General features: G+C 67.5%; 25 protein-coding genes and 1 pseudogene. 12 read left to right on the top strand and 14 right to left on the bottom strand.

All coding sequences use genetic code 11. The features are described 5' to 3' along the window. Positions 1 to 85: 85 nt before the first annotated feature. Entirely contained in the window at positions 86 to 1,285 is a 1,200-nt protein-coding gene (locus tag AC6LJ2_RS21295) for an ABC transporter substrate-binding protein (RefSeq protein ID WP_263913553.1), read from the bottom strand. A gap of 331 nt (positions 1,286 to 1,616) precedes the next feature. On the opposite strand from AC6LJ2_RS21295, the gene AC6LJ2_RS21290 reads away from it, so the two are divergent. The 3 genes from AC6LJ2_RS21290 to kce are packed head-to-tail and all read left to right on the top strand — an operon-like array spanning position 1,617 to position 4,331. Beyond that, positions 1,617 to 2,399, top strand: coding sequence for an SDR family oxidoreductase (locus AC6LJ2_RS21290; protein ID WP_445657048.1), 783 nt, complete (start codon positions 1,617 to 1,619; stop codon positions 2,397 to 2,399). After that, the gene (locus AC6LJ2_RS21285) at positions 2,399 to 3,403 is read left to right on the top strand and encodes a 3-hydroxyacyl-CoA dehydrogenase (protein WP_498152132.1); all 1,005 of its coding nucleotides are present in this window, start codon (positions 2,399 to 2,401) and stop codon (positions 3,401 to 3,403) included. Before AC6LJ2_RS21290 ends, AC6LJ2_RS21285 begins: the two co-directional genes overlap by 1 nt. After that, positions 3,396 to 4,331 (top strand): 3,5-dioxohexanoate:acetyl-CoA acetone transferase, encoded by a 936-nt coding sequence (kce, locus tag AC6LJ2_RS21280; protein ID WP_263913556.1) that lies wholly within the window; start codon positions 3,396 to 3,398, stop codon positions 4,329 to 4,331. The genes AC6LJ2_RS21285 and kce overlap by 8 nt, the downstream gene beginning before the upstream one ends. Positions 4,332 to 4,539: 208 nt before the next feature. Here the strand turns inward: kce and AC6LJ2_RS21275 are convergent, their stop codons facing one another. Both AC6LJ2_RS21275 and AC6LJ2_RS21270 read right to left on the bottom strand, forming a co-directional pair. Further along, positions 4,540 to 5,607 (bottom strand): glycerol dehydrogenase, encoded by a 1,068-nt coding sequence (locus AC6LJ2_RS21275; protein WP_445657045.1) that lies wholly within the window; start codon positions 5,605 to 5,607, stop codon positions 4,540 to 4,542. A 9-nt stretch (positions 5,608 to 5,616) separates the two neighbouring features. Next, positions 5,617 to 6,321, bottom strand: coding sequence for a GntR family transcriptional regulator (locus AC6LJ2_RS21270; RefSeq protein ID WP_263913558.1), 705 nt, complete (start codon positions 6,319 to 6,321; stop codon positions 5,617 to 5,619). Between the two features lie 180 nt (positions 6,322 to 6,501). Between AC6LJ2_RS21270 and AC6LJ2_RS21265 the strand changes: the two genes are divergently transcribed. From AC6LJ2_RS21265 to AC6LJ2_RS21250, 4 genes are read left to right on the top strand one after another with little or no spacing between them, the layout of a single operon-like run. Beyond that, positions 6,502 to 7,317, top strand: a complete 816-nt coding sequence (locus tag AC6LJ2_RS21265; protein WP_263913559.1) for a transketolase — start codon at positions 6,502 to 6,504, stop codon at positions 7,315 to 7,317. Next, entirely contained in the window at positions 7,318 to 8,304 is a 987-nt protein-coding gene (locus tag AC6LJ2_RS21260; RefSeq protein ID WP_263913560.1) for a transketolase family protein, read from the top strand. It abuts the gene before it with no gap. A 15-nt stretch (positions 8,305 to 8,319) separates the two neighbouring features. After that, positions 8,320 to 9,129: a shikimate dehydrogenase family protein gene (locus tag AC6LJ2_RS21255; protein ID WP_498152131.1), complete on the top strand. Its 810-nt coding sequence runs from the start codon at positions 8,320 to 8,322 to the stop codon at positions 9,127 to 9,129. A 17-nt stretch (positions 9,130 to 9,146) separates the two neighbouring features. Continuing rightward, complete coding sequence (locus AC6LJ2_RS21250) at positions 9,147 to 10,745, top strand: GMC family oxidoreductase (RefSeq protein ID WP_498152130.1); 1,599 nt, start codon at positions 9,147 to 9,149, stop codon at positions 10,743 to 10,745. Between the two features lie 73 nt (positions 10,746 to 10,818). On the opposite strand, the gene AC6LJ2_RS21245 is transcribed toward AC6LJ2_RS21250, so the two are convergent. The 7 genes from AC6LJ2_RS21245 to AC6LJ2_RS21215 are packed head-to-tail and all read right to left on the bottom strand — an operon-like array spanning position 10,819 to position 16,495. After that, positions 10,819 to 11,922: a mandelate racemase/muconate lactonizing enzyme family protein gene (locus AC6LJ2_RS21245; RefSeq protein WP_498152129.1), complete on the bottom strand. Its 1,104-nt coding sequence runs from the start codon at positions 11,920 to 11,922 to the stop codon at positions 10,819 to 10,821. 23 nt (positions 11,923 to 11,945) lie between these two features. Then, positions 11,946 to 12,764, bottom strand: coding sequence for a transporter substrate-binding domain-containing protein (locus AC6LJ2_RS21240; protein ID WP_263913564.1), 819 nt, complete (start codon positions 12,762 to 12,764; stop codon positions 11,946 to 11,948). Positions 12,765 to 12,819: 55 nt separating this feature from the next. Next, positions 12,820 to 13,551, bottom strand: coding sequence for an amino acid ABC transporter ATP-binding protein (locus tag AC6LJ2_RS21235; protein ID WP_025140562.1), 732 nt, complete (start codon positions 13,549 to 13,551; stop codon positions 12,820 to 12,822). Beyond that, entirely contained in the window at positions 13,535 to 14,194 is a 660-nt protein-coding gene (locus tag AC6LJ2_RS21230; protein ID WP_263913566.1) for an amino acid ABC transporter permease, read from the bottom strand. Before AC6LJ2_RS21230 ends, AC6LJ2_RS21235 begins: the two co-directional genes overlap by 17 nt. Positions 14,195 to 14,205: 11 nt before the next feature. Next, a complete protein-coding gene (locus tag AC6LJ2_RS21225) occupies positions 14,206 to 14,889 on the bottom strand; it encodes an ABC transporter permease subunit (RefSeq protein ID WP_263913567.1) in 684 nt (227 codons plus the stop codon). Positions 14,890 to 14,926: 37 nt separating this feature from the next. Beyond that, positions 14,927 to 16,159 carry a UxaA family hydrolase gene (locus AC6LJ2_RS21220; protein ID WP_498152128.1) on the bottom strand — a complete coding sequence of 411 codons (1,233 nt, stop codon included), beginning with the start codon at positions 16,157 to 16,159 and terminating at the stop codon, positions 14,927 to 14,929. Positions 16,160 to 16,168: 9 nt separating this feature from the next. Beyond that, a complete protein-coding gene (locus tag AC6LJ2_RS21215; protein ID WP_263913569.1) occupies positions 16,169 to 16,495 on the bottom strand; it encodes a UxaA family hydrolase in 327 nt (108 codons plus the stop codon). 252 nt (positions 16,496 to 16,747) lie between these two features. Here AC6LJ2_RS21215 and AC6LJ2_RS21210 point away from each other — a divergent pair, with 252 nt between their 5' ends. From AC6LJ2_RS21210 to AC6LJ2_RS21200, 3 genes are read left to right on the top strand one after another with little or no spacing between them, the layout of a single operon-like run. Beyond that, a complete protein-coding gene (locus AC6LJ2_RS21210) occupies positions 16,748 to 17,518 on the top strand; it encodes an SDR family oxidoreductase (RefSeq protein ID WP_498152127.1) in 771 nt (256 codons plus the stop codon). Between the two features lie 37 nt (positions 17,519 to 17,555). After that, the gene (locus tag AC6LJ2_RS21205) at positions 17,556 to 18,410 is read left to right on the top strand and encodes a fumarylacetoacetate hydrolase family protein (protein ID WP_498152126.1); all 855 of its coding nucleotides are present in this window, start codon (positions 17,556 to 17,558) and stop codon (positions 18,408 to 18,410) included. Between the two features lie 27 nt (positions 18,411 to 18,437). Next, positions 18,438 to 19,325 (top strand): IclR family transcriptional regulator domain-containing protein, encoded by an 888-nt coding sequence (locus tag AC6LJ2_RS21200; protein WP_263913572.1) that lies wholly within the window; start codon positions 18,438 to 18,440, stop codon positions 19,323 to 19,325. Between the two features lie 16 nt (positions 19,326 to 19,341). On the opposite strand, the gene AC6LJ2_RS21195 is transcribed toward AC6LJ2_RS21200, so the two are convergent. From AC6LJ2_RS21195 to AC6LJ2_RS21185, 3 genes and pseudogenes are all read right to left on the bottom strand, one after another. Continuing rightward, positions 19,342 to 20,478, bottom strand: a complete 1,137-nt coding sequence (locus tag AC6LJ2_RS21195; protein WP_498152125.1) for an AAA family ATPase — start codon at positions 20,476 to 20,478, stop codon at positions 19,342 to 19,344. Beyond that, entirely contained in the window at positions 20,475 to 21,356 is an 882-nt protein-coding gene (locus tag AC6LJ2_RS21190; RefSeq protein WP_263913574.1) for an RNA ligase family protein, read from the bottom strand. The genes AC6LJ2_RS21195 and AC6LJ2_RS21190 overlap by 4 nt, the downstream gene beginning before the upstream one ends. A 507-nt stretch (positions 21,357 to 21,863) precedes the next feature. Beyond that, positions 21,864 to 22,908, bottom strand: a pseudogene (locus tag AC6LJ2_RS21185) (alpha/beta hydrolase). 201 nt (positions 22,909 to 23,109) lie between these two features. Here AC6LJ2_RS21185 and AC6LJ2_RS21180 point away from each other — a divergent pair. Beyond that, positions 23,110 to 24,288 (top strand): serine hydrolase domain-containing protein, encoded by a 1,179-nt coding sequence (locus AC6LJ2_RS21180; protein ID WP_498152124.1) that lies wholly within the window; start codon positions 23,110 to 23,112, stop codon positions 24,286 to 24,288. A gap of 13 nt (positions 24,289 to 24,301) precedes the next feature. Here the strand turns inward: AC6LJ2_RS21180 and AC6LJ2_RS21175 are convergent, their stop codons facing one another. Beyond that, complete coding sequence (locus AC6LJ2_RS21175) at positions 24,302 to 25,750, bottom strand: HD domain-containing phosphohydrolase (protein WP_498152123.1); 1,449 nt, start codon at positions 25,748 to 25,750, stop codon at positions 24,302 to 24,304. A gap of 125 nt (positions 25,751 to 25,875) precedes the next feature. Here AC6LJ2_RS21175 and AC6LJ2_RS21170 point away from each other — a divergent pair, with 125 nt between their 5' ends. Next, positions 25,876 to 26,634 carry an alpha/beta fold hydrolase gene (locus AC6LJ2_RS21170; RefSeq protein ID WP_498152122.1) on the top strand — a complete coding sequence of 253 codons (759 nt, stop codon included), beginning with the start codon at positions 25,876 to 25,878 and terminating at the stop codon, positions 26,632 to 26,634. Positions 26,635 to 26,750: the final 116 nt, after the last annotated feature.

Genomic DNA, 26,750 nt, shown 5'->3' with positions numbered 1-26,750 from the left:
CGCGCCGGCCGGGCCGGGGCCTGCTGGCCCCGGTGTTACGCCAGGCGCCCCCGAGCGCCTGGTTGCTGGCAAGTTGTCGTGCTTGTTATTTCTTGAAGACAGGCTTGCCCAGCGCGAGGTTGCTCGGGGCGATGGTGACCAGCTTGCCGTCCTGCCACTGCATCACGTAGAACGTGGACGCATTGTTCTGGCCGTCTTCGCCGAAGTCGAAGGCCCAGCCGTTGGCGGTCTGGCCGGCGGGCTTCTTGTAGGCCAGCACGGCGGCGCGAATCTTGTCCTTGTCGGTGGACTTGGCCGCGGCGATGGCTTCGAAGAAGGCCTTGGCGCCGACGTAGTTGGTCAGGCTGTGGCCGGATTGCGGATCGCTCTTGTAGGTGGACTTGTAGGCTTCCAGGAACTTGTCCAGGCCGGGCGCGCCGGCCGGGTTGATGGACGATTGCGGGAAGTCCAGGTCGAACACGCCGTTCATGTCGGCGCCCACGGCCTTGGCGGTGTCGGCCAGCGAATAGCCGCCACCCGCGCCGATCACGACCTTGGGCTTGAAGCCCGCGGCGCGCGCCTGGCTGAAGAACAGGATGGCGTCGTTCTGGTAGGCCGTTTGCAGCACGACGTCGACCTTGGCGCCCTTCAGCCGCAGGATCAGCGACGACAGGTCGACCGTCTTGGCGGAGTAGGGCAGCACCTCGGCCACGGTGTAGCCGAGTTCCTGGGCGCGCTTTTTCTCGGTGGCGGCCACGTCGGTGCCGTAGGGCCCGTCTTCGTGGATGATGCCGATCTTGATGTCCTTGGGGTTCAGGCCCATGCCGGGCGCGATGGTGTCGTGCAGCGCATTGACCACCGAGACGCCGTACAGCGCGGTGTTGGGGTTGCTGCGGAACAGGTACTTGTAGCCGCGCGTGGTGATCTTGTGGGCGGTAGCGCCCAGTTCGAAGTAGGGCACGCCGGCCAGTTCGGTGACGGGCGAGGCCGCATACGAGATGCCCGACGCGTAGCTGCCGAACACGCCGACCACGTTGGACGAGATCAGGCGCTTGGTTTCGGAGACGGCCTGGGTGGGGTCGACGGCGTCGGCCTTGATGATCTGGATCTTTTCGCCGTTGATCCCGCCGGCGGCATTGATTTCATTGACGGCCAGTTCCAGGCCGCGGTAGCTCTCCTGGCCCAGCAGCGCCAGGGCGCCGCTGAACGGGAAGAGGGCGCCTACTTTCATGTCGGCCGCTGCGGTGCCGCTGACCATGACGCCGCACAGGCCCAGCGCGATGGCGAATTTATTGAACTTGAACACTGTCTACGCTCCTTTGTTGGTATGGGATGCGGACTGTATGCTGCTTCGTCCGTCTTTTTTAAATATATGATATATGCGCCGGCGGGGTGTGGGAACCTCGTTCTGGATTCTAGTGCCGGACTTGCACGGCTGAATCGGGGATTTCCCTCAAGCCGCATGAATAAAGCGTTTGCGGGCGATTGGCTCCTATGTGGCGGCGTGAGTTCCCCCCTTCGGATGAGGCGTATGGAACCACTTTTCGACAATTCCCGCGGCAAGAAACTGTCCGTTTAAATCATATATCCTATATGATCGAAAGGCGTTTCACGAAAAGAATCCAGGAGACATACGCATGTTCGAGGAAGTGGATTTCGCCGGAAAAAAGGTACTGATCACGGCCGGCGCCGATGGACTGGGCCTGGAAATGGCCCAGGTATTCCACCGCGCCGGGGCGTCGGTGCTGGTGTGCGACGTCAATCGCGACCGGCTGGCCGCGTTGCCGGGTGAGTTGCCCGGCGTGCAGGCGGTGTACGCCGACGTGTCGGACGAAGACAGCGTGGCCGCGCTGTTCACCGCCGTGCGCCAGACGCTGGGCGGGCTGGACATCCTGGTCAACAATGCCGGCGTGGCCGGCCCCACGGGCTTTGTCGAAACCCTGTCCAAGGCCGACTGGGACCGCACGCTGGCCGTCAACATCACCGGCCAGTTCCTGTGCGCGCGCCAGGCCATCCCGCTGCTCAAGGAATCGCCTGCCGGCGTGATGATCAACCTGTCGTCGGCGGCGGGGCACCTGGGGTTTGCCGGGCGGTCGGTGTATTCGGCGTCCAAGTGGGCGGTCATCGGCTTCACCAAGTCGCTGGCCATCGAACTGGGCGGCCACGGCATCCGGGTCAACGCGATCCTGCCGGGCGCGGTCGAAGGGCCGCGCATCCGCGCCGTCATCGCCGCCAAGGCCAAGACGCTGGACAAGCCGGTGGACGAGATCGCGGCGCTGTACGAAAACCAGGCCGCGCTGGGCCGCATGGTCACGGCGCGCGATATCGCCAACATGGTGCTGTTCAACGCCAGCGAGGCCGCCCGCAGCGTGACGGGCCAGGCCATCGTGGTGGACGGCTTCACGCAGAAGCTCTACTGATGGCGGCCGCCACCGACCCGCGCGACGGGGCAGAGCGTCGCGGTACCGACGCTGAGTTTGCTGGCCGCCGCTGCGCAGCCATCATCGGCACCGGGCTCATCGGCCAGGGCTGGGCCATCGTGTTCGCCCGCAAAGGCTGGGACGTGCGCCTGTATGACGTCAACGCGGCCATGCTGGGCGAGGCCCGCGCCCTGATCCGCCGCCAGCTGGACCAGCTGCAGGCGCACGGGCTGCTGCAGGACGCCGCGGCGGCCGCTGCGCGCATCCATGTCGCCGACAGCCTGCAGGATGCGCTCAAGGGCGCGAGCTACATCCAGGAAAACTCGCCCGAGACGCGCGACATCAAGCGCAGCCTGTTCCCCTTGCTGGATGCGGCGGCCGAGCCCGACGCCATCATCGGCAGTTCCACGTCCAGCATTCCGGCTAGCGAATTCACCGAGGACCTGCCCGGGCGCCACCGCTGCCTGGTGTCGCATCCGGTCAATCCGCCTTACCTGATTCCGGTGGTGGAACTGTGCCCGGCGCCCTGGACAAGCGCGGACACGATGGCGCGCGCCCGCGACATCATGCGGGACATCGGCCAAAAGCCCGTGTCGATGACGCGCGAGATCGAAGGCTTCATCCTGAACCGCCTGCAAGGCGCCTTGCTGCACGAGGCCTTCCGGCTGGCGGCGGCCGGCATCGCCAGCGCCGAGGACATCGACGCCACGGTGAAAGACGGCCTGGGCCTGCGCTGGTCGTTCATGGGGCCGTTCGAAACCATCGACTTGAATGCCCCCGGCGGCATCGCCGATTACTGCGGCCGCTATGGCGGCCTGTACCAATCCATCGGCGCCACCCAGGCCGAAAGCGTGGCCTGGGAGGGCGCGCTGGTCGATGCCCTGTCGGCCGAACGGCGGCGCCTGCTGCCCGACGAAGACCTGACGGCGCGCCGCTATTGGCGCGACGAGCAACTGATGCGCCTCGCGCGCCACAAGCAAAGCAACGGAGACGAAATTGGCTAAACCCAAACAGAAAGTCGTGATCACCTGCGCCGTCACGGGCGCCATCCACACGCCCAGCATGTCGCCGCACCTGCCGGTCACCGCCGACGAAATCGCCGAAGCCGCCATCGGCGCGGCGCGCGCGGGCGCCGCGGTGCTGCACCTGCACGCCCGCGACCCCGAAACCGGCAAGCCGTCGCAAGACCCGGAGCTGTTCAAGCCTTTCCTTGAGCGCATCAAGGCCGAGACCGACGCCATCATCAACATCACCACCGGCGGCAGCCCGCACATGACGGTGCAGGAGCGCATGCGCCCGGCCACCACGTTCAAGCCCGAGCTGGCGTCGCTGAACATGGGGTCGATGAATTTCGGCCTGTTCCCGATGCTGGACCGCTTCCAGGACTTCAAGCACGACTGGGAACGCGAGCACCTTGAGAACAGCCGTTCGCTGATCTTTCGCAACACCTACGCGGACATCGAATCGATCCTTGAACTGGGCAACGCCAACGGCACCCGCTTCGAGTTCGAGTGCTACGACATCAGCCACCTGTACAACCTGGCGCACTTCGTGGACCGCGGCCTGGTCAAGTCGCCGCCGTTCATCCAGTCGGTGTTCGGCATCCTGGGCGGCATCGGCCCGCACCCCGAAGACCTGATGCACATGAAGCGCACGGCCGACCGCCTGTTCGGCAATGACTACGAATGGTCGATCCTGGGCGCCGGCCGCAACCAGATGCCGCTGGCCACCATCGGCGCGGCCATGGGGTCGAACGTGCGGGTGGGGCTGGAAGATTCGCTCTGGATCGGGCCGGGCCAGCTGGCCGAGTCGAACCGGGTGCAGGTCGAGCGCATTCGCACCATCCTGGAGGCGCTGAATCTGGAAGTGGCCACGCCGGAGGAAACCCGCGCCAAGCTGGGGCTCAAGGGCGGTGACAACGTGGCGTTCTGAGGCGGCAACGCCCGGTGTGGGAAGGGAAGGCCCCCACGCCGCGCGCTACGCGCTAGCTGCCCCCCAAGGGGGGCGCCCCCCGCCTTGGGGCGGCCCGGCGGCGGAAGGGAAGGCCCCCACGCCGCGCGCTACGCGCTAGCTGCCCCCCAAGGGGGCGCCCCCCGCCTTGGGGCGGCCCGGCGGCGGGGGTGTTCTTATCGGCAGCTTTTCACGCGTGGCGGCGCAATGCGTCTGCGAGAGTCTTGATGTCCAGGGTGCGATCGAAATTGGCGGCGTGGCGCGCCTTGAGCGTCAGGTCGGCCGCCAGCGTCAGTTCGGCGTCGGTGGGGGCGACGGCGCCCAGCGCGTGTAGCGTGGTGGGCAGGCCCACCTGGTCGTACCACTGGGACAGCGTGGCCAGCATGCCGTCCTGGCGGTCTTCGAGGTCCAGCTGCACCAGCAGGCCGACGGCCACTTGCAGGCCGTGCAAGGCCGTGGCCACGCCCGTGATCTTGGGCAGGCCGCGCGTCAGGGCGTGGGCGATGGACAGGCCGCCGCTTTCGAAACCCAGGCCGCTCATCAGGATCATGGCTTCCACCACGCGCTCGAACGCGGGCGTGGGCGCGCCGCTGCCGGCAACGGCCAGCGCGTCGGCGCCGTCGGCCAGCAGCGTGCGCAGGCAGCCGTCGGCGATCAACTGGGCCGACAGCAGCGGGGCGCCGTCGTACATGTTCTTGCCGCCGTTGCGGGCGCATTGCTCGGCTTCGAACTTCTTGGAAATGGCGTCGCCCAGGCCGGCACGAAAGAAGTGCGCGGGGGCGGTGGCGATGATGGCGGTGTCCACCAGCACGATGGTGGGGTTGAACAGCATGTGCTCGACCGCCAGGAGGTTGTGATGGGCGTCGTACAGCACGTAATTCTTGCTGGTGGGCGCGTCGTTCGAGGCCACCGTGGGCACGGTGACCAGGTGGCAGTGCGCGGCCTTGGCCACGGCCTTGCCGGCGTCCAGCGACTTGCCGCCGCCCACCGCGATGACCATGTCGATGCCCGCGGCCGCGGCCTGGGCGCGCAGCGCCGCAATGACCTCGGGCGTCAGGTCGCCTTCCACCAGGAGCGGCGTGAGCGTCACGTGGCGCGCCGCGCACAGCGCTTCGATTCTTGGGCCCAGCACGCCATGGACGTAGCGGTCGATGACCAGGGCGGCATGGCGGCCGAACAGGGCGGCGTAGTCGCCCAGGGTGTCCAGTGCGCCCGCTCCCTGGATATAACGGCCGGGAGCGCCAAAAATCTTCAGCATGGGGTCTTCCTATTTGCGGGGCCCGGGCGGGCGGTAGTCGAGTTCTTTTTCGCGTTCGACCAGCCAGTCGATCATGATTTTTCCGCCCCAGACCAGGTCGGCCTGGATGGCCTTGGCCGCGGCGTCGGAATCGCGTGCTTCCAGGGCTTCCAGCACGGCCTCGTGGCGATGCTCGTTTTCGGAATAGTCGAGCCCGGCCGTCTTCACATGGAACACCTTGAGGATGGGGCCGGTGATGACCCAGAACGATTCCACGGTGTTGCGCAGGATGGGCTTGTTGCTGGCTTCGAGGATGCCGAAGTGGAACTTGCGGTTCAGGTAGCTGGCGCGCTTGGGATCGGTGGACGTGCAGGAGATGAAGTCTTTCTGCAGGGCGATCAGGTTGTCCAGCTGCTTGCGGGTGATGTGCTTGGCGGCTTCGGCCGCGCCCATGCCTTCCAGGTGGAAGCGGATCTGCTGGATTTCGCGCAGCTTTTCGGAATTGACGTAGGGCACGTACACCGCGGTGGCGGCTTGCATTTCCAGGCCCTGTTCGCTGATGAGGCGGAAGATGGCCTCGCGCACGGGCGTGATCGAGACGCCCATTTCCTGGGCCAGCTCGCCAATGATCAAACGTTCTCCGGGTTCGTACTGCCCGTTGATGAGGGCATTGCGGATTTCGTTGTAGACCTTGACGGAGAGGTTCTCTTTCTTTACCGGTTTAAGGCTGGGCATGACGGTTGGGGCTTGCGGGTTCGAGGGAATGGGCCGGGGCCGGAAAACAGCGCCCGGCGCAATTCTAGCCCGGCCTAGCCAATTCGAGCGCGATGGGTATATTATATATCATATATTCTAACGACGTAAGGGAACGTCATGCGCCAGGACCGGGGAGCCCCAACCGAAGGGGAAATCCGCATGCTGCGGGAAAAGGCCCGCTACATACGGCTGGAGACAATCAGGCTGATCGAAATCGCCAAGGTCGGGCACTACAGCTCGGTCTTCTCGTGCGCCGAGATCTTTGCCGCGCTGTACTACGACGTGATGCGATTGCGGCCGGGCGAGGCCGCCTGGCCGGACCGCGACCGCTTCCTGATGGGCAAGGGCCACGCGGCGGTGGGGTTGTTTCCCGTGCTGGCCGACCACGGCTTCATTGCGCGCGAACTGCTGGACGGCTATACCCGCCTGGGCAGCCCGCTGGGCGACCACCCCGACATGACCAAGGTGCCGGGCGTGGATTTCAGCTCGGGGTCCATCGGCCACGCGCTGTCCAACGGCGCCGGCATGGCGGTGGGCGGGCGCATGAACGGGCGCGATTACAACGTCTTCGTGATGCTGGGTGATGGCGAGATGCAGGAAGGGCAGGTCTGGGAAGCCGCGCTGTTCGCCGCCCACCAGCGGTTGTCGCGCCTGGTGGCCATCGTCGACCGCAACGGCTATCAGCTGGATGGCAAGGTCGATGACGTGATCGGCGTGGAATCGCTGAAAGACAAGTGGCAGGCCTTTGGCTGGGACGTGCACGAGGTGGACGGCCATGATCTGTCGGCCCTGACCACGCTGCTGCGCCGCCTGCGCGCCGACCAGACGCGCGACAAGCCGGCCTGCGTCATCGCCAGGACCATCAAGGGCAAGGGCGTGGGCTACATGGAAACCGAACCCGGCTGGCATCTGGGCTACCTGGCGCCCCAAGACGCGCAGGCCGCCATCGACGAAATCATGACCCGCGAGATCTGAATGGCACAGGCACAGATAACTTCCCCCGATTCCTGGCAGTACCGCGCGCTGAACGCGGTGAACCCCGGGCTGTCGTATCTTTCCGATGCGCTGATCGACCTGGCGCAGGCCGGGCACCCGGTGGTGGCCGGCTCGGCCGACCTGCAATATTCCAACGGCCTGAACCGCTTTGCATCGGCCTATCCCGACCGCTACGTGCAGTTCGGCATTTCCGAGCAGAACATGGTGTCGGCGGCGGCCGGGCTGGCCACCACCGGGCTGATGCCCTTCGTGGCCACGTTCGCCTCGTTCCTGGGCCTGCTGTGTTGCGAGCAGATCCGCATGGACGTGGCCTATACCCGGCTGCCCGTGCGCCTGATCGGCCATCACACGGGCATCAGCCTGGGGTTCTACGGCACCTCGCACCACGCCACCGAAGACATCTCCACCATGCGCGCCATTGCCGGCCTGACGGTGGTGTCGCCGGCCGACGGCCCGCAACTGGCCGCTGCCATCAAGGCGTCGGTCGACTGGCCCGAGCCGATCTACTTTCGTATCGGCCGGGGCCGCGACCCGCAGGTGTACGAAGACGGCACGCCGTTCACGTTCGGCCGCGCCATCACCCATGGCACCGGCACCGACCTGAACATCATCGCCTGCGGCATCACGCTGCATGCGGCGCTGGAGGCGGCCGCGCGGCTGCGCGAAGACGGTCTGTCGGTCGGCGTGATCGACATGCCCACCATCAAGCCGCTGGATCGCGAGGCCGTGCTGGCCGCCGCCGGCCAGGCGCGCGCGTTGCTGACGGTGGAAGAACACAATGTGATGGGCGGGTTGGGGTCGGCGGTGGCCGAAGTGCTGGCGGATGCCGGCACCGGCACGCGGCTGCGGCGCCATGGCATCTACGATGAATACAGCCTGATCGCCCCGCCCACCACCCTGTACGCCCATTACCAGCTGGACGGCGCCGGCATCGAGGCCGTGGCGCGTGAGTTCATCCAGCGATAAGACACGGAGACAGCAATGAAGGAAATCAGCGGCAATACGCGCTTGTTCGGCATCCTGGCCGACCCCATCTACCACGTGAAGACGCCGCAGCGCATGAACGAGCACTTCGCGCGCATCGGCTTTGACGGCGTGTGCGTGCCGTTCCATGCGCGGCCCGACAACCTTGCCGAGGTGGTGGCGGGCCTGCGCCGCCTGGAAAACCTGGGCGGCCTGATTGTCACCATGCCGCACAAGACGGCCATCCTGGCGCTGGCCGACGAGGCCACCCCGGTGGCGCGCAAGATCGGCGCGGCCAATGTGGTGCGGCGCGAGGCCGACGGCCGCCTGGTGGCGCACATGCTGGACGGCGAAGGCTTCGTGCGCGGACTGCGCACGGCGGGCGTGTCGCCCGAGGGCAAGAGCGCCTACCTGGCCGGCGCCGGCGGCGCGGCCAACGCCATCGGCTTTGCGCTGGTGCAGGCGGGCGTATCGCGCCTGACCATCGCCAACCGCACGCCGGCCAAGGCCGAGGACCTGAAGGCCCGCATCCTGTCGCTGCATCCGCAGGCCCGCATCGATGTCGGCACGGCCGACCCGTCGGGCCACGACCTGGTGGTCAACGGCACGTCGCTGGGCATGAAGGAAGACGACGCGCTGCCGCTGGACGCGCAGCGCCTGACGCCCGACCAGCTGGTGTGCGAGGTCATCATGCAGCCCAAGGACACGCCGTTGCTGCGGGCCGCGCAGGCGCGCGGCTGCCGGGTGCACTATGGCGCGCCGATGCTGGCCGGGCAGATCGAGCTGATGGCGGAAATGATGGGCGTGGCGCCCGCCGCGCAAGCCTGAGCCCGCGGAACCAGACGATGGGCGATTACGACTTCATTATCGCGGGCGGCGGCACCGCCGGCTGCATCCTGGCCAACCGGCTGTCGGCCGACGGCCGCCACCGGGTGCTGATGCTGGAAGCGGGCCATGAAGCCCGCAGCATGTGGATCGGGATTCCGGCGGGCTTTTCCAAGCTGCTGGTCAACCCGGACTACAACTGGCGCTTTGCCACCGAACCCGAAGACAACGTCCACGGCCGCACCATCGCCGTGCCGCGCGGCAAGGGCGTGGGCGGCTCGACGCTGATCAACGGCATGATCTACGTGCGCGGCCAGCCGGCCGACTACGACGGCTGGGAGGCCGCGGGCGCCACCGGCTGGGGCTATCGCCAGGCCGAACGCGTATTCCGCAAGATCGAGCACTACGAACCCGGCGACGCCAGCCGTGGCAAGAGCGGGCCGATGCACCTGGAAGAAGTGGCCGAGCGCTTTCCGGTGTCCGATGCATTCTTGCGCGCGGCCCAGGAAGACGGCCTGCCGCTGAACCCGGACTACAACGGCGGCAAGCAGGACGGCGTGGGCTATTACCAGGTGCTGCAGCATCGCGGCCGCCGCTGGAGCGTGGTGGACGGCTACCTGAAACCCGCCGCCGGGCGCAAGAACCTGACAGTGGAATGCGGCGCGCACGTGACCCGGCTGCTGTTCGAGGGCAAGCGCTGCGTGGGCGTGGCCTATCGCCAGAACGGCCGCGAATTCACCGTGCGGGCCCGTCGCGAGACGCTGGTGTGCCTGGGGGCGGTGCAGTCGCCGCAACTGCTGGAATTGTCCGGCATCGGCAACCCGGCGCTGTTGCAGTCCTTGGGCATCGCGCTGGTGCATGCGCAGCCGCAGGTGGGCGAAAACTACATCGACCACTTCGCCACGCGCATGAACTGGCGGGTCAAGAATACGGTGACGCTGAACGAGATGTCGCGCGGCTGGCGGCTGGCGCAGCAGGTGGCGCGCTACTACACGCAGCGCAAGGGCATCCTGACGCTGGGCACGGGCCTCGTGCACGGCTTCATCAAGAGCGCGCCGGACCTGCCCGCGCCCGACGTGCAGTATTTCTTCGTGCATGCCAGCTACGCCAACGCGGCCGAGCGCATCCTGGACCGGCATCCGGGCATGACGCTGGGCGTGGCGCAGTTGCGGCCCGAATCGGTGGGCACCATCCACATCAAGTCGGCCGATCCGCTGGCGGCGCCCGCGATCCGGCCGAATTTCCTGTCGGCGCAGGTCGACCGCGACAGCCTGGTGGGCGGCATGCGGGTGGCGCGGCGCATCGTGCAGCGGCCGGCGTTGCAGCACTACATCGAGGCCGAACTCAGCCCGGGGCCGGCGGTGGAGACCGACGCGCAATGGCTGGACTTTGCCCGCCGCAATGGCCAGACGATCTATCACCCGATCGGTACCTGCCGCATGGGGTCGGACGCCGCCGCGGTGACCGACGTGCGGCTGCGGGTCAACGGCGTGTCCGGGCTGCGGGTGGTGGATGCCTCGGTGATGCCGAAGATGGTGTCCGGCAATACCCAGGCGGCGGTGATGATGGTGGCCGAGCGCGGGGCCGAGATGATCCTGGAAGACGCCGCCGCGGCGTAAGGGCGGGGCATCGGTGCAGGCAGCCGCCCGGCGACGGGCGCTGCCGTCGCCTGCCCCACGCCCGCTTTGTGCTTCAGTCGTGCCGGCTTCGGTGCAGCGTCAGCTTGCCGATGCGGTCCCAGTCCCAGGCGATGCCCAGGCCGGGTTCGTCCGACGGGATGGCGCGGCCCTGCTCGATGCGCATGCCGCGTTCGGTCACCATGTCCAGCTGCGGAATGTATTCCAGCCAGCGGCTGTTGGGCACGGCGCAGCACAGGGCCACGTGGATCTCCATCAGGAAGTGCGGGCACACCGGCACGTTGCAGGCCTCGGCCATGTGCGCCACCTTCAGCCAGGGCGTGATGCCACCGATGCGGCCCACGTCCACCTGCACGATCGAGCAGGCGTCGCTTTGCAGGTAGTCCTTGAACTGCGACAGGCTGTAGAGCGATTCGCCGACGGCGATCGGCAGGGTGGTGGATGCGCTCAGGCGGCGGTGCGCCTGCACGTCGTCGGCGTGAATGGGCTCTTCGAACCAGGCCAGGTCCAGCGGTTCGAAGCAGCGGGCCCGGCGGATGGCTTCGGGCAGGGAAAAGCCCTGGTTGGCGTCCGTCATGATGTCCCAGCCCGGGCCGACGGCGGCGCGCACGGCCGCCAGCCGCGCCACGTCTTCGGCGACGTGGGGCTTGCCGACCTTGAGCTTGGCGCCGCCAAAGCCGGCTTCGCGCGCCTTCAGGGCTTCTTCCACCAGCTGCGTCTCGGTCAGGTGCAGCCAGCCGCCTTCGGTGGAATACAGCGGAATGTCCGCCTTGGCGCCGCCCGCCAGCTGGTGCAGCGGCAGCTTGGCGCGGCGGGCGCGCAGGTCCCACAAGGCGGTGTCGATGGCGGCCAGCGCGATGGACGTCAGCGCGCCGACGGTGGTGGCGTGCACGCGGTACATCAGGTCGCGCCACAGTTGCTCGATGTAGTCGGCATCGCGGCCCAGCAGCAGCGGCGCCAAGTGGTCGTCCAGCAGGCGCACCACCGACGAGCCGCCGGTGCCGATGGTGTAGCTGTAGCCGGTGCCGGTGACGCCGTCGGCGTCCGTGATGCGCACGATGGGGGTTTCCTGGCGCTCGAAGCTTTGCACGGCGTCGGTACGCTTGACCTTGGGCTGCAGGTCCACCTGCAGGATGTCGACGGAGACGATGCGGGCCATGTCGGGTTCTCCTGGGCGAGGTGTCAGCCGCCGACCTTGGCGACTTCCTGCGGCAGGTCGACGCCGTGGAACTGTTTGTAGATGGTGTTGAGTTCGCCGTTCTTCAGGTTGGCGCGCACCCAGTCATCCAGCTTGGCCTTGAGCGCCGGCTCGTTCTTGCGCAGGCCGATGGCCAGCATGTTCAGGCGCATCACGAACTTCGATTCCATCTGCTTGGCGGGCGCCTTGTCGTTGATGGTGCGCAAGAGGGCGGGGGCGGTGGCGAAGATGTCGGCCTGGCCGCTGACCACGGCAGTGATCGAGGTGGCGTCGTCGTCGAATCGGATGATCTGTGCGTCCTTGGGGGCGATCTTGGTCAGCTCGGTGTCGTTGGTGGTGCCGCGGGTGGCAATGACCTTCTTGTTGGACAGGTCGGCCGCGCTGGTCAGCGTCATGCTCTTGGGGGCGCCCACCACGGCCAGGATGGCAGCGTAGGGCACTGAAAAGTCGATGACCTTCTGGCGCTCGGGCGTGACGGACATGCTGGAGATGACAATGTCGGCCTTGTTGGTCTGCAGGAAGGGCACGCGGTTGGCGCCGGTGGTGGGCACGATTTCCAGTTCCACGCCCAGGCCCTTGGCCAAGAGGCGCGCGGTTTCCACGTCGGACCCGGTGGAATGGAGCGCGGCGTCTTTCATGCCGTAGGGCGGCACGCCCAGGTCGATGGCCACGCGCAGCTTCTTGGCCTTCATGATGTCGTCGAGCTGGTCGGCGTGGGCCGCGCCGGTGGCGGCCAGGGCGCCGGTCAGCGCCAGGCCGAGGAAGGCGGCGCGCAGCCGCGGCAGGAATACGGGCGTGTTCATGCAGGTGTCTCCAGTGTCTTGGTGTTGTGGTTATTGCTGCGAGAGGGCGGCGGCGTTACAGGCCGCTGCCCAGGAACTGCCGCAGTTCCGGCGTGGCGGGGGCCGACAGCATGCTGGACGGCCCCTGTTCCCAGACCTGCCCCTGGTGCATGAAGATGACCTTGTCGGCCACTTCACGCGCAAACGCCATTTCGTGCGTGACCAGGATCATGGTCATGCCGTCGGCGGCCAGGTTTTCCATCACCTTCAGCACTTCGCCCGTCAGTTCGGGGTCCAGCGCCGAGGTCACTTCGTCGAACAGCATCACCTTGGGCTGCATCGCCAGCGACCGGGCGATGGCCACGCGCTGCTGCTGGCCGCCCGACAACTGCTCGGGATAGGCGTCGGCCTTGTCGGCCAGGCCGACGTGTTCCAGCGCCTGCATGGCCTGTTCGCGCGCCTGGGCCGGTTTGACGCCCTTGACCGAGCGCGGCGCCAGCGTGATGTTCTGCAGCGCGGTCATGTGCGGGAACAGGTTGTAGCTCTGGAACACGATGCCCACGTCCTTGCGCAGCGCCCGCAGATCCAGCTTGTCGCTGTCGTGCAGCGCATGGCCGCAGACGTGGATGGTGCCGCCGTCGGTGGTCTCCAGGCGGTCCATGCAGCGCAGCGCGGTGCTCTTGCCCGAGCCGCTCTTGCCGATGATGGCGGCGACCTCGCCACGGTTGACGGAAAACGACACGCCGCGCAGCACGTGGGTGCCGCCAAAGCGTTTGTGGACCTGGTCCAGTTCAACGACGGGTTGCATTCAGTCTCCTTTCCAAGGAACGGCTCCAGCGTGACAGCGGGTAGCACATGAGGAAGTACAGGACGGCCGCGCAGCCGAAATACACGAAGGGCTGGAAGGTCGAGTTGTTCAGGATCTTGGCGTTGTAGGCCAGCTCGGCGTAGCCGATCACCAGCGAGGCGATCGAGGTGTTCTTGATGATCTGCACCAGGAAGCCGACGGTGGGCGGGGTGGCGATGCGCAGGGCCTGCGGCAGCACCACCTTGGCCATGCGCTGCAGCCGCGACAGGCCCAGGCATTCGGCCGCTTCCCATTGGTTCTTCGGCACGGCCTGGATGCAGCCGCGCCAGATTTCGCCCAGGAAGGCGCTGGCGTACACGGACATGGCCAGCGCGGCGGCGGCCAGGGCCGACAGCTCGCCCAGGCCGAACAGGCTGGGCCCGAAAAAGCACAGGCCCATCAGCACCAATAGCGGCGTGCCCTGGATGACCTGGATATAGCCGGCGGCCGCCAGGCGCAGCAGCTTGCGCGGCGCCACCCGGGCCAGCGCCAGCAGCAGGCCGGCCGCGCCGCCGCCCACGAAGGTCCAGGCCGACAGCTTGATCGTGCCCCAGGCGCCTTGCAGCAGGTACAGGGCGTGTTCGTCGGGAATGAAGAAAGCCATGGCGCGGGTCCTTACAGCGACGTGCCGAGCTTGCGCCGGCGCGGAAACACGATCTGCGCCAGCAGCCAGAAACCCAGTCGCATCAGCCACGACAACGCCAGGTATACGCCCCACAGCACGATGAAGACTTCGAAATTGCGATAGGTGTCGGACTGGATGCGGTTGGCCACGCCCAGCAGTTCCTCGGCGCCCACCGCCGACATGATGCTGGAGGCCAGCATCAGCAGGATGAACTGGCTGGCCAGCGACGGGTACACGCGTTCGACGGCCGGGCGCAGCACCACGTGCCAGAACACCTGCGGGCGCGACAGCGCCAGGCATTCACCGGCTTCGAGCTGGTCCTTGGGAATGGACTCGATGCCGGCCCGCATGATTTCGCAGGTATAGGCGCCGATGTTGATGACCAGCGCCAGCACTGCACCGGTCATTATCGACATCGTCAGCCCGGCGCTGGACAGGCCGAAGATCAGGAAATAGGCCTGGATCAGGAGCGGCGTATTGCGGATCAGCTCGACGTAGCCGCCGGCCAGCGCCCGCAGCCAGCCCAGCCGGCTGTTGCGCGCCAGGGCGCACAGCGTGCCCAGCACGAAGCCCAGCACCGTGGCCAGGAAAGACAGCTTGACCGTGACCCAGGCGCCTTGCGCCAGCAAGGGCCATTGTTCGAGCACGGACGCGAAATCAAACGTGTAGTTCACTACGTCACTCCTTGGGCCGGCTGGCTGCGCGGGCCGGTCAGGCCGCGCGGGTCAGCGGCAGGCAGGACGGGCCGATGGGCTCGAACGCCTTGTAGGTCAGGATGAATTCGCGGTGCCCCAGGTCTTCGGACTTGCTGGGGGCGCCGTTGGCCACCGCCGCGACCTGGGCGTGGATCTCCTCGGCAACCTCTTGCAGCGTGCCGCGGCCTTCCAGGATGCGGCCGGCGTCCACGTCCATGTCTTCGCCCAGCGCACGGTAGGTGTCGGGGTTGGCGCAGACCTTGATGACGGGCGAGACCGCCGACCCCACCACCGAGCCGCGGCCGGTGGTGAACAGGATCACGTGCGAACCGCAGGCGATCAGCTCGACGATTTCGGCGTTGTCGCTGATGTTGGGAAAGCCGAAGCGCGGCTCGCCGTCGGGCACCACGTCCAGCAGATACAGGCCGCCAAAAGGCGGCACGTCGCCGGGCTTGATGATGCCGTCGATGGGCGAGGCGCCGCTCTTGGCGTAGGCGCCCAGCGATTTTTCTTCAATGGTGGACAGGCCGCCGTCGGCGTTGCCGGGGGCGAAGCTGCCGTGGCCCATGATGCTGTAGTAGCGCGCGGCCTTGTTGACGCAGGCCACGATCTCGTCGCCCAGTTCGGGGGTGGCGGCGCGGCGGCGCATGTGGAATTCGCAGCCGACCAGTTCGCCGGTTTCTTCGAAGATACAGGTGGCGTCCTGGGCGATGAGCATGTCGAAGGCGCGACCCACCGCCGGATTGGCGGTGATGCCGCTGGTGCCGTCGGAGCCGCCGCAAATGGTGCCCACGATCAGTTCGTCCATGCCCATCGGCACGCGGGTCTGCTGCGCCAGCTGCTGCGCCGTGGCGCGCACCCAGTCGCGGCCGGCGGCCACGGTGCTGCGGGTGCCGCCGCGTTGCTGGATGGTCAGCGTGTGGACCGGCCGGCCGGAATCGGCGATGGCCGCTTCCAGCTTGCGCTTGTTCATGCTTTCGCAACCCAGCGACACGAGCAGCGCCGCGCCCACGTTGGGATGCGTGGCGATGGCCGTCATCATCTGCTCGGCATAGGCGTTGGGGTAGCAGCCGGGAAAGCCCACCAGGTGCACCTGCACATCGCCGGTCAGGTCGCGGAAATCCAGCGCGATCTCGCGGGCCACGTGGTGGGCGCATTCCACCAGGTAGGCCACGACGACCACGTTGCGTATGCCTTTGCGGCCGTCGGCGCGCGGGTAGCCCTGCAAGGGCGGGGTCAGATCCGTCATGGGAAAACCTCAGTGCCGGTCGGTGAAGGCGTGACCTTCTTCCAACGTGTAGGTGGGGGTGTAGTCGCTGTCCAGGTTGTGGGTATGGATGTGGTCCCCGGCGGCGACGGCGGTGGTCAGGCTGCCGATGACGGCGCCGTACTTCAGGATCTTTTCGCCGGCCGGCATGGCGTGGCGCGCCAGCTTGTGGCCCAGGCCCAGCGGCGTGGCGATGAGGGCGGTGCCGGTTTCCAGCTGCACACGGGCGCCGGCGGGCAGGGCGCTGCGCACGATCAGGCAGTTGTCTTCGGGGGAAATCAGCAATAGCTGAGGGTCCAGGGTGGCTTGTCTCGTCATGATTTTTTAGGAATGATTGTTTTGCGTATAAAAGCAAGTTTCATATCGGAGGTCAACATTGGTTTTCCCGAATTTTGGAATATTTGAAGGGAATTCGGGTAATTACCGATGGGTGCAGGCTTGCGCCGGCTTGCTGCATGCTAAATTTCCCGTGTATTGTGTTTTACAAATGAAATTCAATTTTCATTAAATGGATCCGGCGCAGGCCTTTGCGGCGACGCCGGGCCGCCTTACCCACCCGAGAGAAGAGACATGACCCTACGTTTGCAAGACAAGCGCGCGCTGGTCACCGCGGCCGGCAATGGCATCGGCCGCGCCAGCGCCCTGGCCCTGGCCCGCGAAGGCGCCCAGGTCTGGGCCACCGACATCAGCGAAGACGCGCTGGCCGACCTGGCGCGGGAGGCCCGCGAGGCCGGCCTGACCGGCCTGCGCACCCGCGTGCTGAACGTGCGCGACAACGCCGCGGTGGCCGACTGCGCCCGCGAGACCGGCGCGGTGGACGTGCTGTTCAACTGCGCGGGCTTCGTGCACGCCGGCAGCATCCTGGACTGCGAGGAAGCCGATTGGGACTTCAGCATGGACCTGAACGTCAAGGCCATGTATCGCACCATTCGCGCCTACCTGCCGCTGATGCTCGAGCGCGGCGGCTCGATCATCAACATGGCTTCGGCCGCATCCAGCGTGAAGGGCGTGCCCAACCGCTTGGTCTACGGCGCGTCCAAGGCCGCGGTGATCGGCCTGAGCAAGGCGGTGGCCGCCGACTTCGTGGCGCGCGGCATCCGCTGCAACGCCATCTGCCCCGGCACCATCGAATCGCCGTCGCTGCGCGACCGCATCGCGGCGCAGGCCCGCCAGCAAGGCAACGACGAGGCTACGGTGCGCGCCGCCTTCGTGGCGCGCCAGCCCATCGGCCGCGTCGGACGGGTGGACGAAGTGGCGGCGCTGGTGGTCTACCTGGCCAGCGACGAATCCGGCTTCACTACCGGTACCATCCAGGTTATCGACGGCGGCTGGTCCAACTGACCGGCCGGCCTCTTTCATTCCCTTCCAAGGATTACGCATGAAACTCGTACGCTATGGCCAACCCGGCCAGGAAAAACCCGGCCTGATCGATGCCCAGGGCGCCCTGCGCGACCTGTCCGGCGTGGTCGGCGACATCGATGCCGGCGCCATCGCCCCGGCCTCGCTGGCCAAGCTGGCCAAGCTCGACGCGGCCTCGCTGCCGCGCGTGGACGGCGCGGTGCGCTATGGCTGCCCCGTGAGCGGCGTGGGCAAGATCGTCTGCGTGGGGCTGAACTACGCCGACCACGCGGCCGAGTCCGGCCTGCCGGTGCCGGCCGAACCGGTGCTGTTCCTGAAACCCAGCTCGTCCATCACCGGCCCCAACGACCCGGTCATCATTCCGCGCAACTCGGTCAAGACCGACTGGGAAGTCGAGCTGGGCATCGTCATCGGCAAAAAGGCGTCCTACGTCGAAGAAAGCGAGGCCCTGGAGTACGTGGCAGGCTACGCCGTGGTCAACGACGTGTCCGAACGCGAATACCAGATCGAACGCGGCGGCCAGTGGGACAAGGGCAAGGGCTGCGACACCTTCGCCCCGATCGGCCCGTGGCTGGTCACCCGCGACGAGATCGCCGACCCGCAGAACCTGGACATGTGGCTGGAGGTCAACGGCCACCGCTACCAGAACGGCAGCACCCGCACCATGGTGTTCGGCGTGGCCACGCTGGTCAGCTACATCAGCCAGTTCATGACGCTGCAGCCCGGCGATGTCATCAGCACCGGCACGCCGCCGGGCGTGGGCCTGGGCCAGAAGCCGCCGGTCTACCTGAAGGCGGGCGACGTGATGCGCCTGTCCATCGCCGGCCTGGGCGAACAGCGCCAGGTTCTGCAGGCCTGGTCGCGGGTCGAATAAAATTCGGTTCCCACCCAGAGCCACGCCATGACCGCAACCAAGAAATCCGCCTCCGCCCGCGCGACGCCCAAGACCGATGTGCCGGCTGACGTTCTGGCCGAATCCCCGGCAGACGCGTCCGCCGAAAGCCCGGGCGCGCAACGCTACGCGGCGCCCGCCCTGGAAAAGGGGCTGGATATCCTGGAAGCGCTGGCGGCCAGCCCGGCCGGCTACACGCTGGCCGAGCTGGCCCAGAAGATCGGCCGCAGCGTCAGCGAGATCTTCCGCATGGCGGTGACGCTGCAGCGACGCGGTTTCGTGCAGGTCGACGAAAACGACCGCTACACGCTGACGCTCAAGATGTTCGAGCTGGCGCACCGCCAGCAGCCGCTGAAATCGCTGGTCAGCGTGGCCCTGCCGCTTTTGCGCGAGTTGGCCAACCGTGCCCGCCAGTCGTGCCACCTGGCCGTGTACCAGGGCGGCCGGGTGGTGGTCATTGCCCAGGTCGACAGCCCCGAGCGCTGGTCCTTCGGCCTGAAGGTGGGCGTGATGATGGGCCTGACCGACACGTCGTCGGGCCACGTGCTGCTGGCGTTTCGCGACGAAGTCGAACGCACCCGCATGCTGGCCGCGCACATCAAGGTCGAAGGCGAACTGGAATCCGACCCGGGCGAGCTGTTTTCCATTCTGGCCGACGTGCGCAAGAATGGCTGCGCCTGCATGGCCAGCCGCCAGATCCGCGGCATCACCAACGTGGCGTATCCGGTGATGGGCGTGGGCAACCACGTCATCGCCGCGATCAACGTGCCGCACATCGAACGCATCGACCAGAAAGAATCGCCCAGCATCGCCCAGGTGCAGGAGATCGTCGGCAACGTGGCCAAGCGGCTGTCGACGCTGATGGGATACAGCGGGTATCTGCCGGAACAGGCGTAGGCCGCGGGCGGCCGGGCTACACCGCGTACACCACGCGGTGCGCCTCGGTGGGCAGCGGCAGGTCCCAGCGATGCAGCATCGCCGTCAAGGTCTTGTTGGACAGGGACGTGTCGCGGCGGGTATTGCGCCGCAGGAGTTCGGCGCGCGGTTGCTCCAGGTACACCAGGTCCACCTCGGCGTGGTAGCTGTACAGCAAGTCCAGCGTCTTCTTGCGCATCAGTTCGCTCAGGTTGGTGGCGTTCCACACGAACGGCTGGCGCCTGCGCAGCAGGTCCTTGGCGCGATCCACCGCCAGGTGCGCGACCTTGCCCTCGTTCTTGCCGTGGGCCAGGCCCAGGGCTTCGCGGGCGTCGTCGAACGACACCACCGGCAGGTCGGGATGATGCCTGGCCACCCAGCTGTTCTTGCCGCTGGCCGGCAGGCCCGACATCACGATGACCTTGGACCCGGGCTCCTGGAACAAGGCGTAGTCCGGGTGCACCTGCGCACCGCGGAAATAGCTGACGGCGGTATGCGCATCGGCAAAGTGGCGAGGCTGGCCGAAACAGGCTTCGTCGCGGGCCACTTCGCAGAACAGCGCAATGTTGTCCAGCACCTTGCCCTGGTCGGCGCAGACGCGGCCGCGCATGTCGGCTTCGGCCAGCATCGCCAGCAAGCGAATGTCCAGCTGCCACGACAGTTCGCGCACGATGAATTCCGCCGATTTGCCGCGGCGCGATCCGGCCAGCGCGTAGAACGGCACCTGGTGCACGCTGATCAGCCGGCAGATCGCTTCGCGCACGGCGAACGGCACGCCCGCGTCCCACAGCGCGATGCGGGCGTCGATGGCGCCCTTGCGCGAGTGGCCCGGCTGGCCGATGGCGCCCGTGACCGGGTCGATCACGGTGGTGCTGTGCTTGGCCATGTCGTGCAGCAGCGCGGCCAGGAAGACGATTTCCTGGTCGCCGCGGCTGGCCTCGCGATACTGCGGCAGCGCCAGCAAGGCCTCGACCACCATCTGCGTATGGGTCCATACATCGCCCTCGCCGTGGTAGCGCGGGTCTTGCGGCGTGGTCTTGGCCAGCTCCAGCGCCGGAAACGCCGCCAGGCAGGCCGCGAAGTCCGGTTGTTGGCCGGGGGCGGGCGCCAGGGCCCGCAGGTGTTCGTAGTTCATGATGCCTCCGGCGAGTGTGGGGCGGCCGCGCGCAGGGTGTCCCAGTCGACAGCCGGCTGGCTGGCGTACAGGTCCACGCCCGGCGCCAGCAGGTTGGGCACGTAGGGCTGTTCGGAATGGTGCTTGTCGGATTCCAGGATGGCCTGCACGAAATCCGCGCGCACCCACTTGTAGCGGGCAACGGTCTGGCCGCCGGATTCGACCTTGATGTACAGGCCTTCGGACAGGTCCGACTTGTCGCATTGCTGCCAGGCCATGGGCAGATCGTGGCCTTCGCGCCGCAGCGTTGCCTCGAAGGCGTTGCGCCACTGCGCGGTCTTGGCCAGCGAGGGTTGGAGCAGCGCCTTCAGGGCGGCCAGCCGGGTCGGCGCGATGCCTTCAAACAGCACCGGCACCGACAGCACCGGGCCGCCTGCCAGCAGGTCGCGGCGCGCCGCGGTCGACAGGAACTCGCCGGTCTGGCGGTCCAGCACGTCGAATTCGAAGAAGTGATGCGGCAAGGCGTCGTAGAACACCGAGTGTTTCTTGGACATCGTTTCGCCGTACATCACGTAGCGGTCTTCCAGGCGTTGCAGCAGCCAGTCGGCATGCGCCTGCGCCCACGCCTTGATGAAATTGAACTGGCGTTCGCGGCCGCCGCCCACCAGATAGTGGCCGCGCGACTGCAGCAGCAGTTCACCGGCCGGGCTGAAGCTGATGCCGGTGTTGGCACCGTCCAGCTTTTCTTCCACCACCAGGAACTGGCCTTGCAGGTGGCGGTAGGGAACGTGGTCGTGGCCCTCGTCGCCGTCCTGCAGGCGCGAGCCTTCCAGGTGCGGGGTGCGGGGGTAGCGATAGAGGTCGAAGGATTGCGCGTGCGCGCGCGGATCGGGCGTCATGGAACTTCTCCAGGCAAAGTGGGGAAGCCGACGACGCGGTCTTACGGGGGAGGGGAAGCGAGTGTGTGTTGTGCTTTCCGGAACCGCGCCTGCCGTGCAAGGGGCTCAAGACGCAGGCGTCGAGCCGCAAAGACGGACAGGCAGACCGCGATTACCCGGAAAGGGAAGTCGTCGGCGATTAGGCGAATTGACGGATGGCAGACACGGTTGCACTCGGAAAGAAAGGGGGTGAAAAGAAGGCTGCGTGAAAAGCAGGGCGCCATCCTAAGGCGGGGCAATGCCGGTTGTCAATGCGGGCCTGCCAAAATGCTGCATTGTGCGGGTGACGTGTGCATCGCAACTGCTCGTGACCACTGTGCGTGGTCATTGTTCAAGGCCGTTCTTTGTGGCTTTCGCCCTACAGCCCAGCGTTTGTAAAACGAAAATACAGCCTGTACTTTGTTTTCGGTCATGCGGGGCAATGTACGCATTGAGTATCGTGCACGCCTTTGCCCCGCGTGTCGGTCCCTACAGCCGTGTCACCTGCAACACCGCATCGGCAAACGCCTTGGGCGCTTCCTGCGGCAGGTTGTGGCCGATGCCGCCGGTGATGTCGCGGTGCTGGTACTTGCCGGTGAACTGCCTGGCGTACGCGGCGGGGGGGCGGGTGCGGCGCGCCGTTGGCGTCGCTTTCCAGGGTAATGGTGGGCAGGGCGATCTTGGGGGCCGCGGCCAGGCGGCGTTCCAGCTCGTCGTAGCGCGCTTCGCCCTGGGCCAGGCCCAGGCGCCAGCGGTAGTTGTGGATCACGATGGCGACGTGGTCGGGGTTGGCGAAGGCCTTGGCGCTGCGCGCATAGGTGGCATCGTCGAAGTCCCATTTGGGCGAGGCCAGTTTCCAGATCAGCTTGTTGAAGGCGTCCACGTTGGCGGCGTAGCCGGCCGCGCCGCGTTCGGTGGCGAAGTAGAACTGATACCACCACTGGAATTCGGCTTCGGGCGGCAGCGGCTTGCGGTTGCCTTCCTGGCTGCCGATCAGGTAGCCGCTGACCGATACCAGCGCCTGGCAGCGCTCGGGCCACAGCGCGGCCATGATGTTGGCGGTGCGCGCGCCCCAGTCGAAGCCGGCGATGACGGCCTTGGGAATCTTCAAGGCGTCCATCAGGGCGATGATGTCGACGGCCACCACGGCCTGTTCGCCGTTGCGGGCGGTGTCGGCCGACAGGAAGCGGGTGGTGCCGTAGCCGCGCAGGTGCGGCACGATGACGCGATAGCCGGCGGCGGTCAGTTGCGGCACGACGTCGATGAAGCTGTGGATGTCGTAGGGCCAGCCGTGCAGCAGCACGGCGACCGGGCCGCTGGACGGGCCGGCGTCGACATAGCCGATGTCCAGGTCGCCGGCGCGAATCTGGCGGATGGCGCTGAACGTGGTGCTGGCGGCCGATGGCGTGCCGTTGGCGGCGATTGGTGCGGCCAGCGCCTTGGCGTTCAGGCCCAGGTTCAACAGGCTGGCGCCGGCAAGGGCCGAGGTGGTGCCGAGCAGGCGGCGGCGTTGAGTGTCGATCGGGTCGGGCATGGTCGGGGTCTCCGGAAGGGGATGGGGGGCAGGGACGTTGTAGCCAGCCCAAGGGCGCGAAGGGTGTCGCAATGTACGGGCCGGGGGCGCGGATACATAAGGACGTAAATCTCTTGATCGTCCGGGCGCCCGGCGGTGCCGTGCGGGGAGAAAACCTGCGCATGGTTGTGCATTGCGCCCGGACTTGGCATGATCCGCGCCATGGCAACGGCACCCGCTTTCCGCACGACATCTTCCCGCCCCGGCCGCACGGTCTTGTGGCTGGCACTGGGGCTGGCCGCGCTGGTGGCGGCGGCCTATGGGGCGACCGCCGTGATGGAGATTCCACCACCGCCGCAATTGCTGCGGCTGGAGATCTCGGCGCCGTCGCGCCGCGGCGATCTGTTTCCGGTCCGCGAGGTGGCGGCGCCGGCGCAAGCGTCCGCGTTGCCGTCACGCCCGCAGCCGATGCCGGCCGTGGTGCCCTGGAAGGGCGGCGAGCTGCCGTTTGCGCAGTTCCTGGCGGGCACCGCCACGAATGCGTTCGTGGTGCTGCGCGAGGGTGGGGTGGCCTACGAGTGGTACCGGCCGGGCGTGGATGCGTCCACGCGGCTGTCGTCGTGGTCGATGGCCAAGTCCGTCGTGTCGCTGCTGGTGGGGCAGGCGATTGCGCGCGGCGAAATCCGCGAAGACGACCGCCTGACCGCGCTGCTGCCCGAACTGGCCGGCGCGGGCGATTACGACCGCATCACGCTGGGCCAGTTGCTGGACATGGCGTCGGGCATCGACGTGGCGGAAAACTACCGGCCCTACTGGCCCTTTACGGGCACGGCCCGCATGTACCTGACCCGCGATCTGCCCGGCTATGTGCAGACGCATCGCGCGATGCATTTCGTGCCGGGCAGCCAGGGCGACTACCGCAGCATCGATACGCAGCTGCTGGGCATGGTGCTGACCCGCGTGACGGGCCGGCCCCTGGCCGACCTGTTGGCCGAACGCCTGTGGCGGCCGATGGGGGCCGAGGCGCTGGCGACCTGGAACCTGGATACGCCAAGCGGCACCGAAAAGGCGTTCTGCTGCCTGAATGCCACGGCGCGCGATGTGGCGCGCATCGGCCAGCAGGTGCTGGAGGCGGGGCGCGGGCAGAGCGTCATCCCCGCTGAGTGGGTCGCGCGCATCGCCCGGCCGCCGACGCATCCGGTGGACGGCTGGGGCTATTCGGCGCAGTGGTGGCAGCGTGATCCGCAGGGCAGCCCGGATTTCGCGGCGGTGGGTATCCACGGCCAGTACCTGTACATCGATCCGGCCAGGCGCGTGGTGATCGTAAAGCTGAGCGACTACAGCGAGAACCAGGACGAAAAGGAAACCTACGACGCGCTGCGGGCGATTGCCGGGGGGTGACGGCGGCAGCCGCCTACAGGATGCCGGCCGTCAATGCCTTGAGCGTGGCCGCCGCGCGGGTGGAACACTCCAGCTTGCGGAACACGCTTTCCACGTGGGTGCGCACGGTGCTGGGGCTGATGTTCAGGGCGCGCGCGGCTTCCTTGTTGCTGGCGCCCAGGCTGATCTGGCGCAGCACGTCCAACTCGCGTTGAGACAGCGCCGAGGCCGCGCGGCGCGGGGCGGTGCTGGTGTCGCCGCCGGCCGCGGCGATGGCGGCTTCGGCAACCATGGCGTCGTAGCGGCCGGCCGCGGCGTCCTGGCGCAGGATGCGGGCGGCGTCCGGCAAGGCATGGGCGGGTCGCCACGGGCGATCTTCCAGCAGGGCCTGCAAGGCCACGGTGGTGGCCAGCACCCGCTGCGGCAGGGTCAGCGCGGCGCCTGAAGCGCCCCGAAAATAGCCGCTGCCATCCAGCCGCTCGTAGGCATAGGAGGCCAGGTCGGCGGCCTGGCTCAGGCCCTTGATCTGGCGCGCGGCGCGGGCGGTCCAGTAGGGCATCAGGCGCAGCTGTTCCCATTGGTCGGGCGTGAGCGGACCGGGCGTGTCCCATAGCCGGTTCGGCAAGGCGGCGCGGCCGATGCCGTGCACCAGGGCGGCGGCCTGCAACTGCGCCTGCGCGTCGCCATCCAGGTCCAGCCGGGCGGCGGTCTGCACCGCCAGCGCGGCGACGCGGCGCGAGTAGCCGGCCAGCCACGGCAGCTTCAGTTCGGCCACGTCGGCCAGCAGGGTCAGGTCCGCCGGCGCGTCGGCGCGGCCATCGGCCAGGTGCCATTGCGAGGCATCGGGCGGCGCGGCGTCGATGTCGTCCAGCCAGGCCGGCCCGTGCTGCACGGCCAGCGCGGCGATGTCGGCCGGATACTTGGCGCCGGCCTGCCGCCGCAGGAAGTCCAGCGCGCTGTCGCGGCCATGCGCGCGGCTGAGAATTTCCAGGTCGCTGGCGGCGTTGACGACGAAGGCCGTGCGCGAGACGGCGGTGCCGTCCAGCGCTTGCGGCATGCCCTTGCCGTCGTAGCGTTCGAAGGCGTGGCGCAGGCCGGTCACCACGGCGTCCGGCATGCCCAGGCTGACGGCGACGTCGCCCGAGATTTCGCAATGGATCAGCGCCAGCGGCACGATCATCGATTGCGTGCGCGCGTCCAGCGGCGGCAGGGTCTGGGCCATCATGGCTTCGCGCGAGGCGATGTCGTCGCCCAGCAATTCGGCAAAGCCGCCCGCGTTGGCGGTGCAACCGGACCAGCGCAACAGGGCCACGGCGCGGGCGTGGTTCTGGCCATCGGCGTCGGCCCCCAGCGCGGCGGCCAGCAGGCCGGCCAGGCAGGCGGTGCGGCGCGAGTGGTCGGTGGCGCGGCCCATGCTCAGGTCGCCGACGAAGGCCATGGCCAGCACGGCGTCGGTGAGTTCAATGGCGCTAGCGGCGGTCATGGGCGGAAGGTGTGTGGGAAGGGCGCATCGGTCAATCAACCGATACCGGGGCGCAGGCGGCAAGACGACACTGGCATCCAGCGAACGCCGCGTCGGTGTTCGGCACCCAAGCAAAAGGAAATTCCATGAAGCGCCATATTATCGCAGCCTCCCTGTTGGCAGCCGGCCTGTTGGCCGGCGCGGCGTCGCAAGCCCAAGCCGCCCAGCCTTCCGTCGTGATCGTGCACGGGGCCTTCGCCGACGGCTCGGACTGGGCCAAGGTGGTGGCCCTGCTGCAGGCCAAGGGCGTGCAGGTGCAGGCCGTGCAGAACCCGCTGGAATCGCTGGCCGGCGACGTCGCCGCCGCCAATCGCGCCATCGACAACCAGCCGGGCAAGGTCGTGCTGGTCGGTCATTCCTGGGGCGGCACGGTCATCACCGAGGCGGGCAAGAACGACAAGGTCGCCAGCCTGGTCTACGTGGCCGCCTTTGCGCCCGAGGCCGGCCAGTCGGTGGCGACGCTGACCGAAGGCACGCCCAAGGCCCCGGGTTCGGACAGCATCGCGGCCGACAGCCATGGCTGGCTGAGCCTGTCGGCCAAGGGATTGGCGCGCGACTTTGCGCAGGACGTGCCGGCCGAGCAAGCCCGCGTGATGGCGGCGACGCAGGGCCCGATCAAGGCGTCGGCCTTTGCCGAGCCCGTGTCGGTGGCGGCCTGGAAGACCAAGCCGTCGTACTTCGTCGTCAGCCAGCAAGACCGCATGATCCTGCCGGCGCTGCAACGCCAGATGGCCGCCCGCATCAAGGCCAAGGTGACCGAGCTGCCGACCAGCCACGTGCCGCAGCAATCGCGCCCGGCGGATGTGGCGCAGGTGATCCTGGATGCCGTGGCCAGCGTGAAGTGACGATCGAGGCGAAGGCGCCGGCCGCTGGCTGACGCCTTCGGCTTTCCGGCCGCAAGCCGGATTGGCCTAGAATGCCGGCACCTGTTTCATGCGGCGCTGCTGCCGAGGATCGCGTG

The organism is Achromobacter sp. 1014246743 (assembly GCF_059760725.1).
This window is presented reverse-complemented; position numbering and strand designations above follow the sequence as displayed.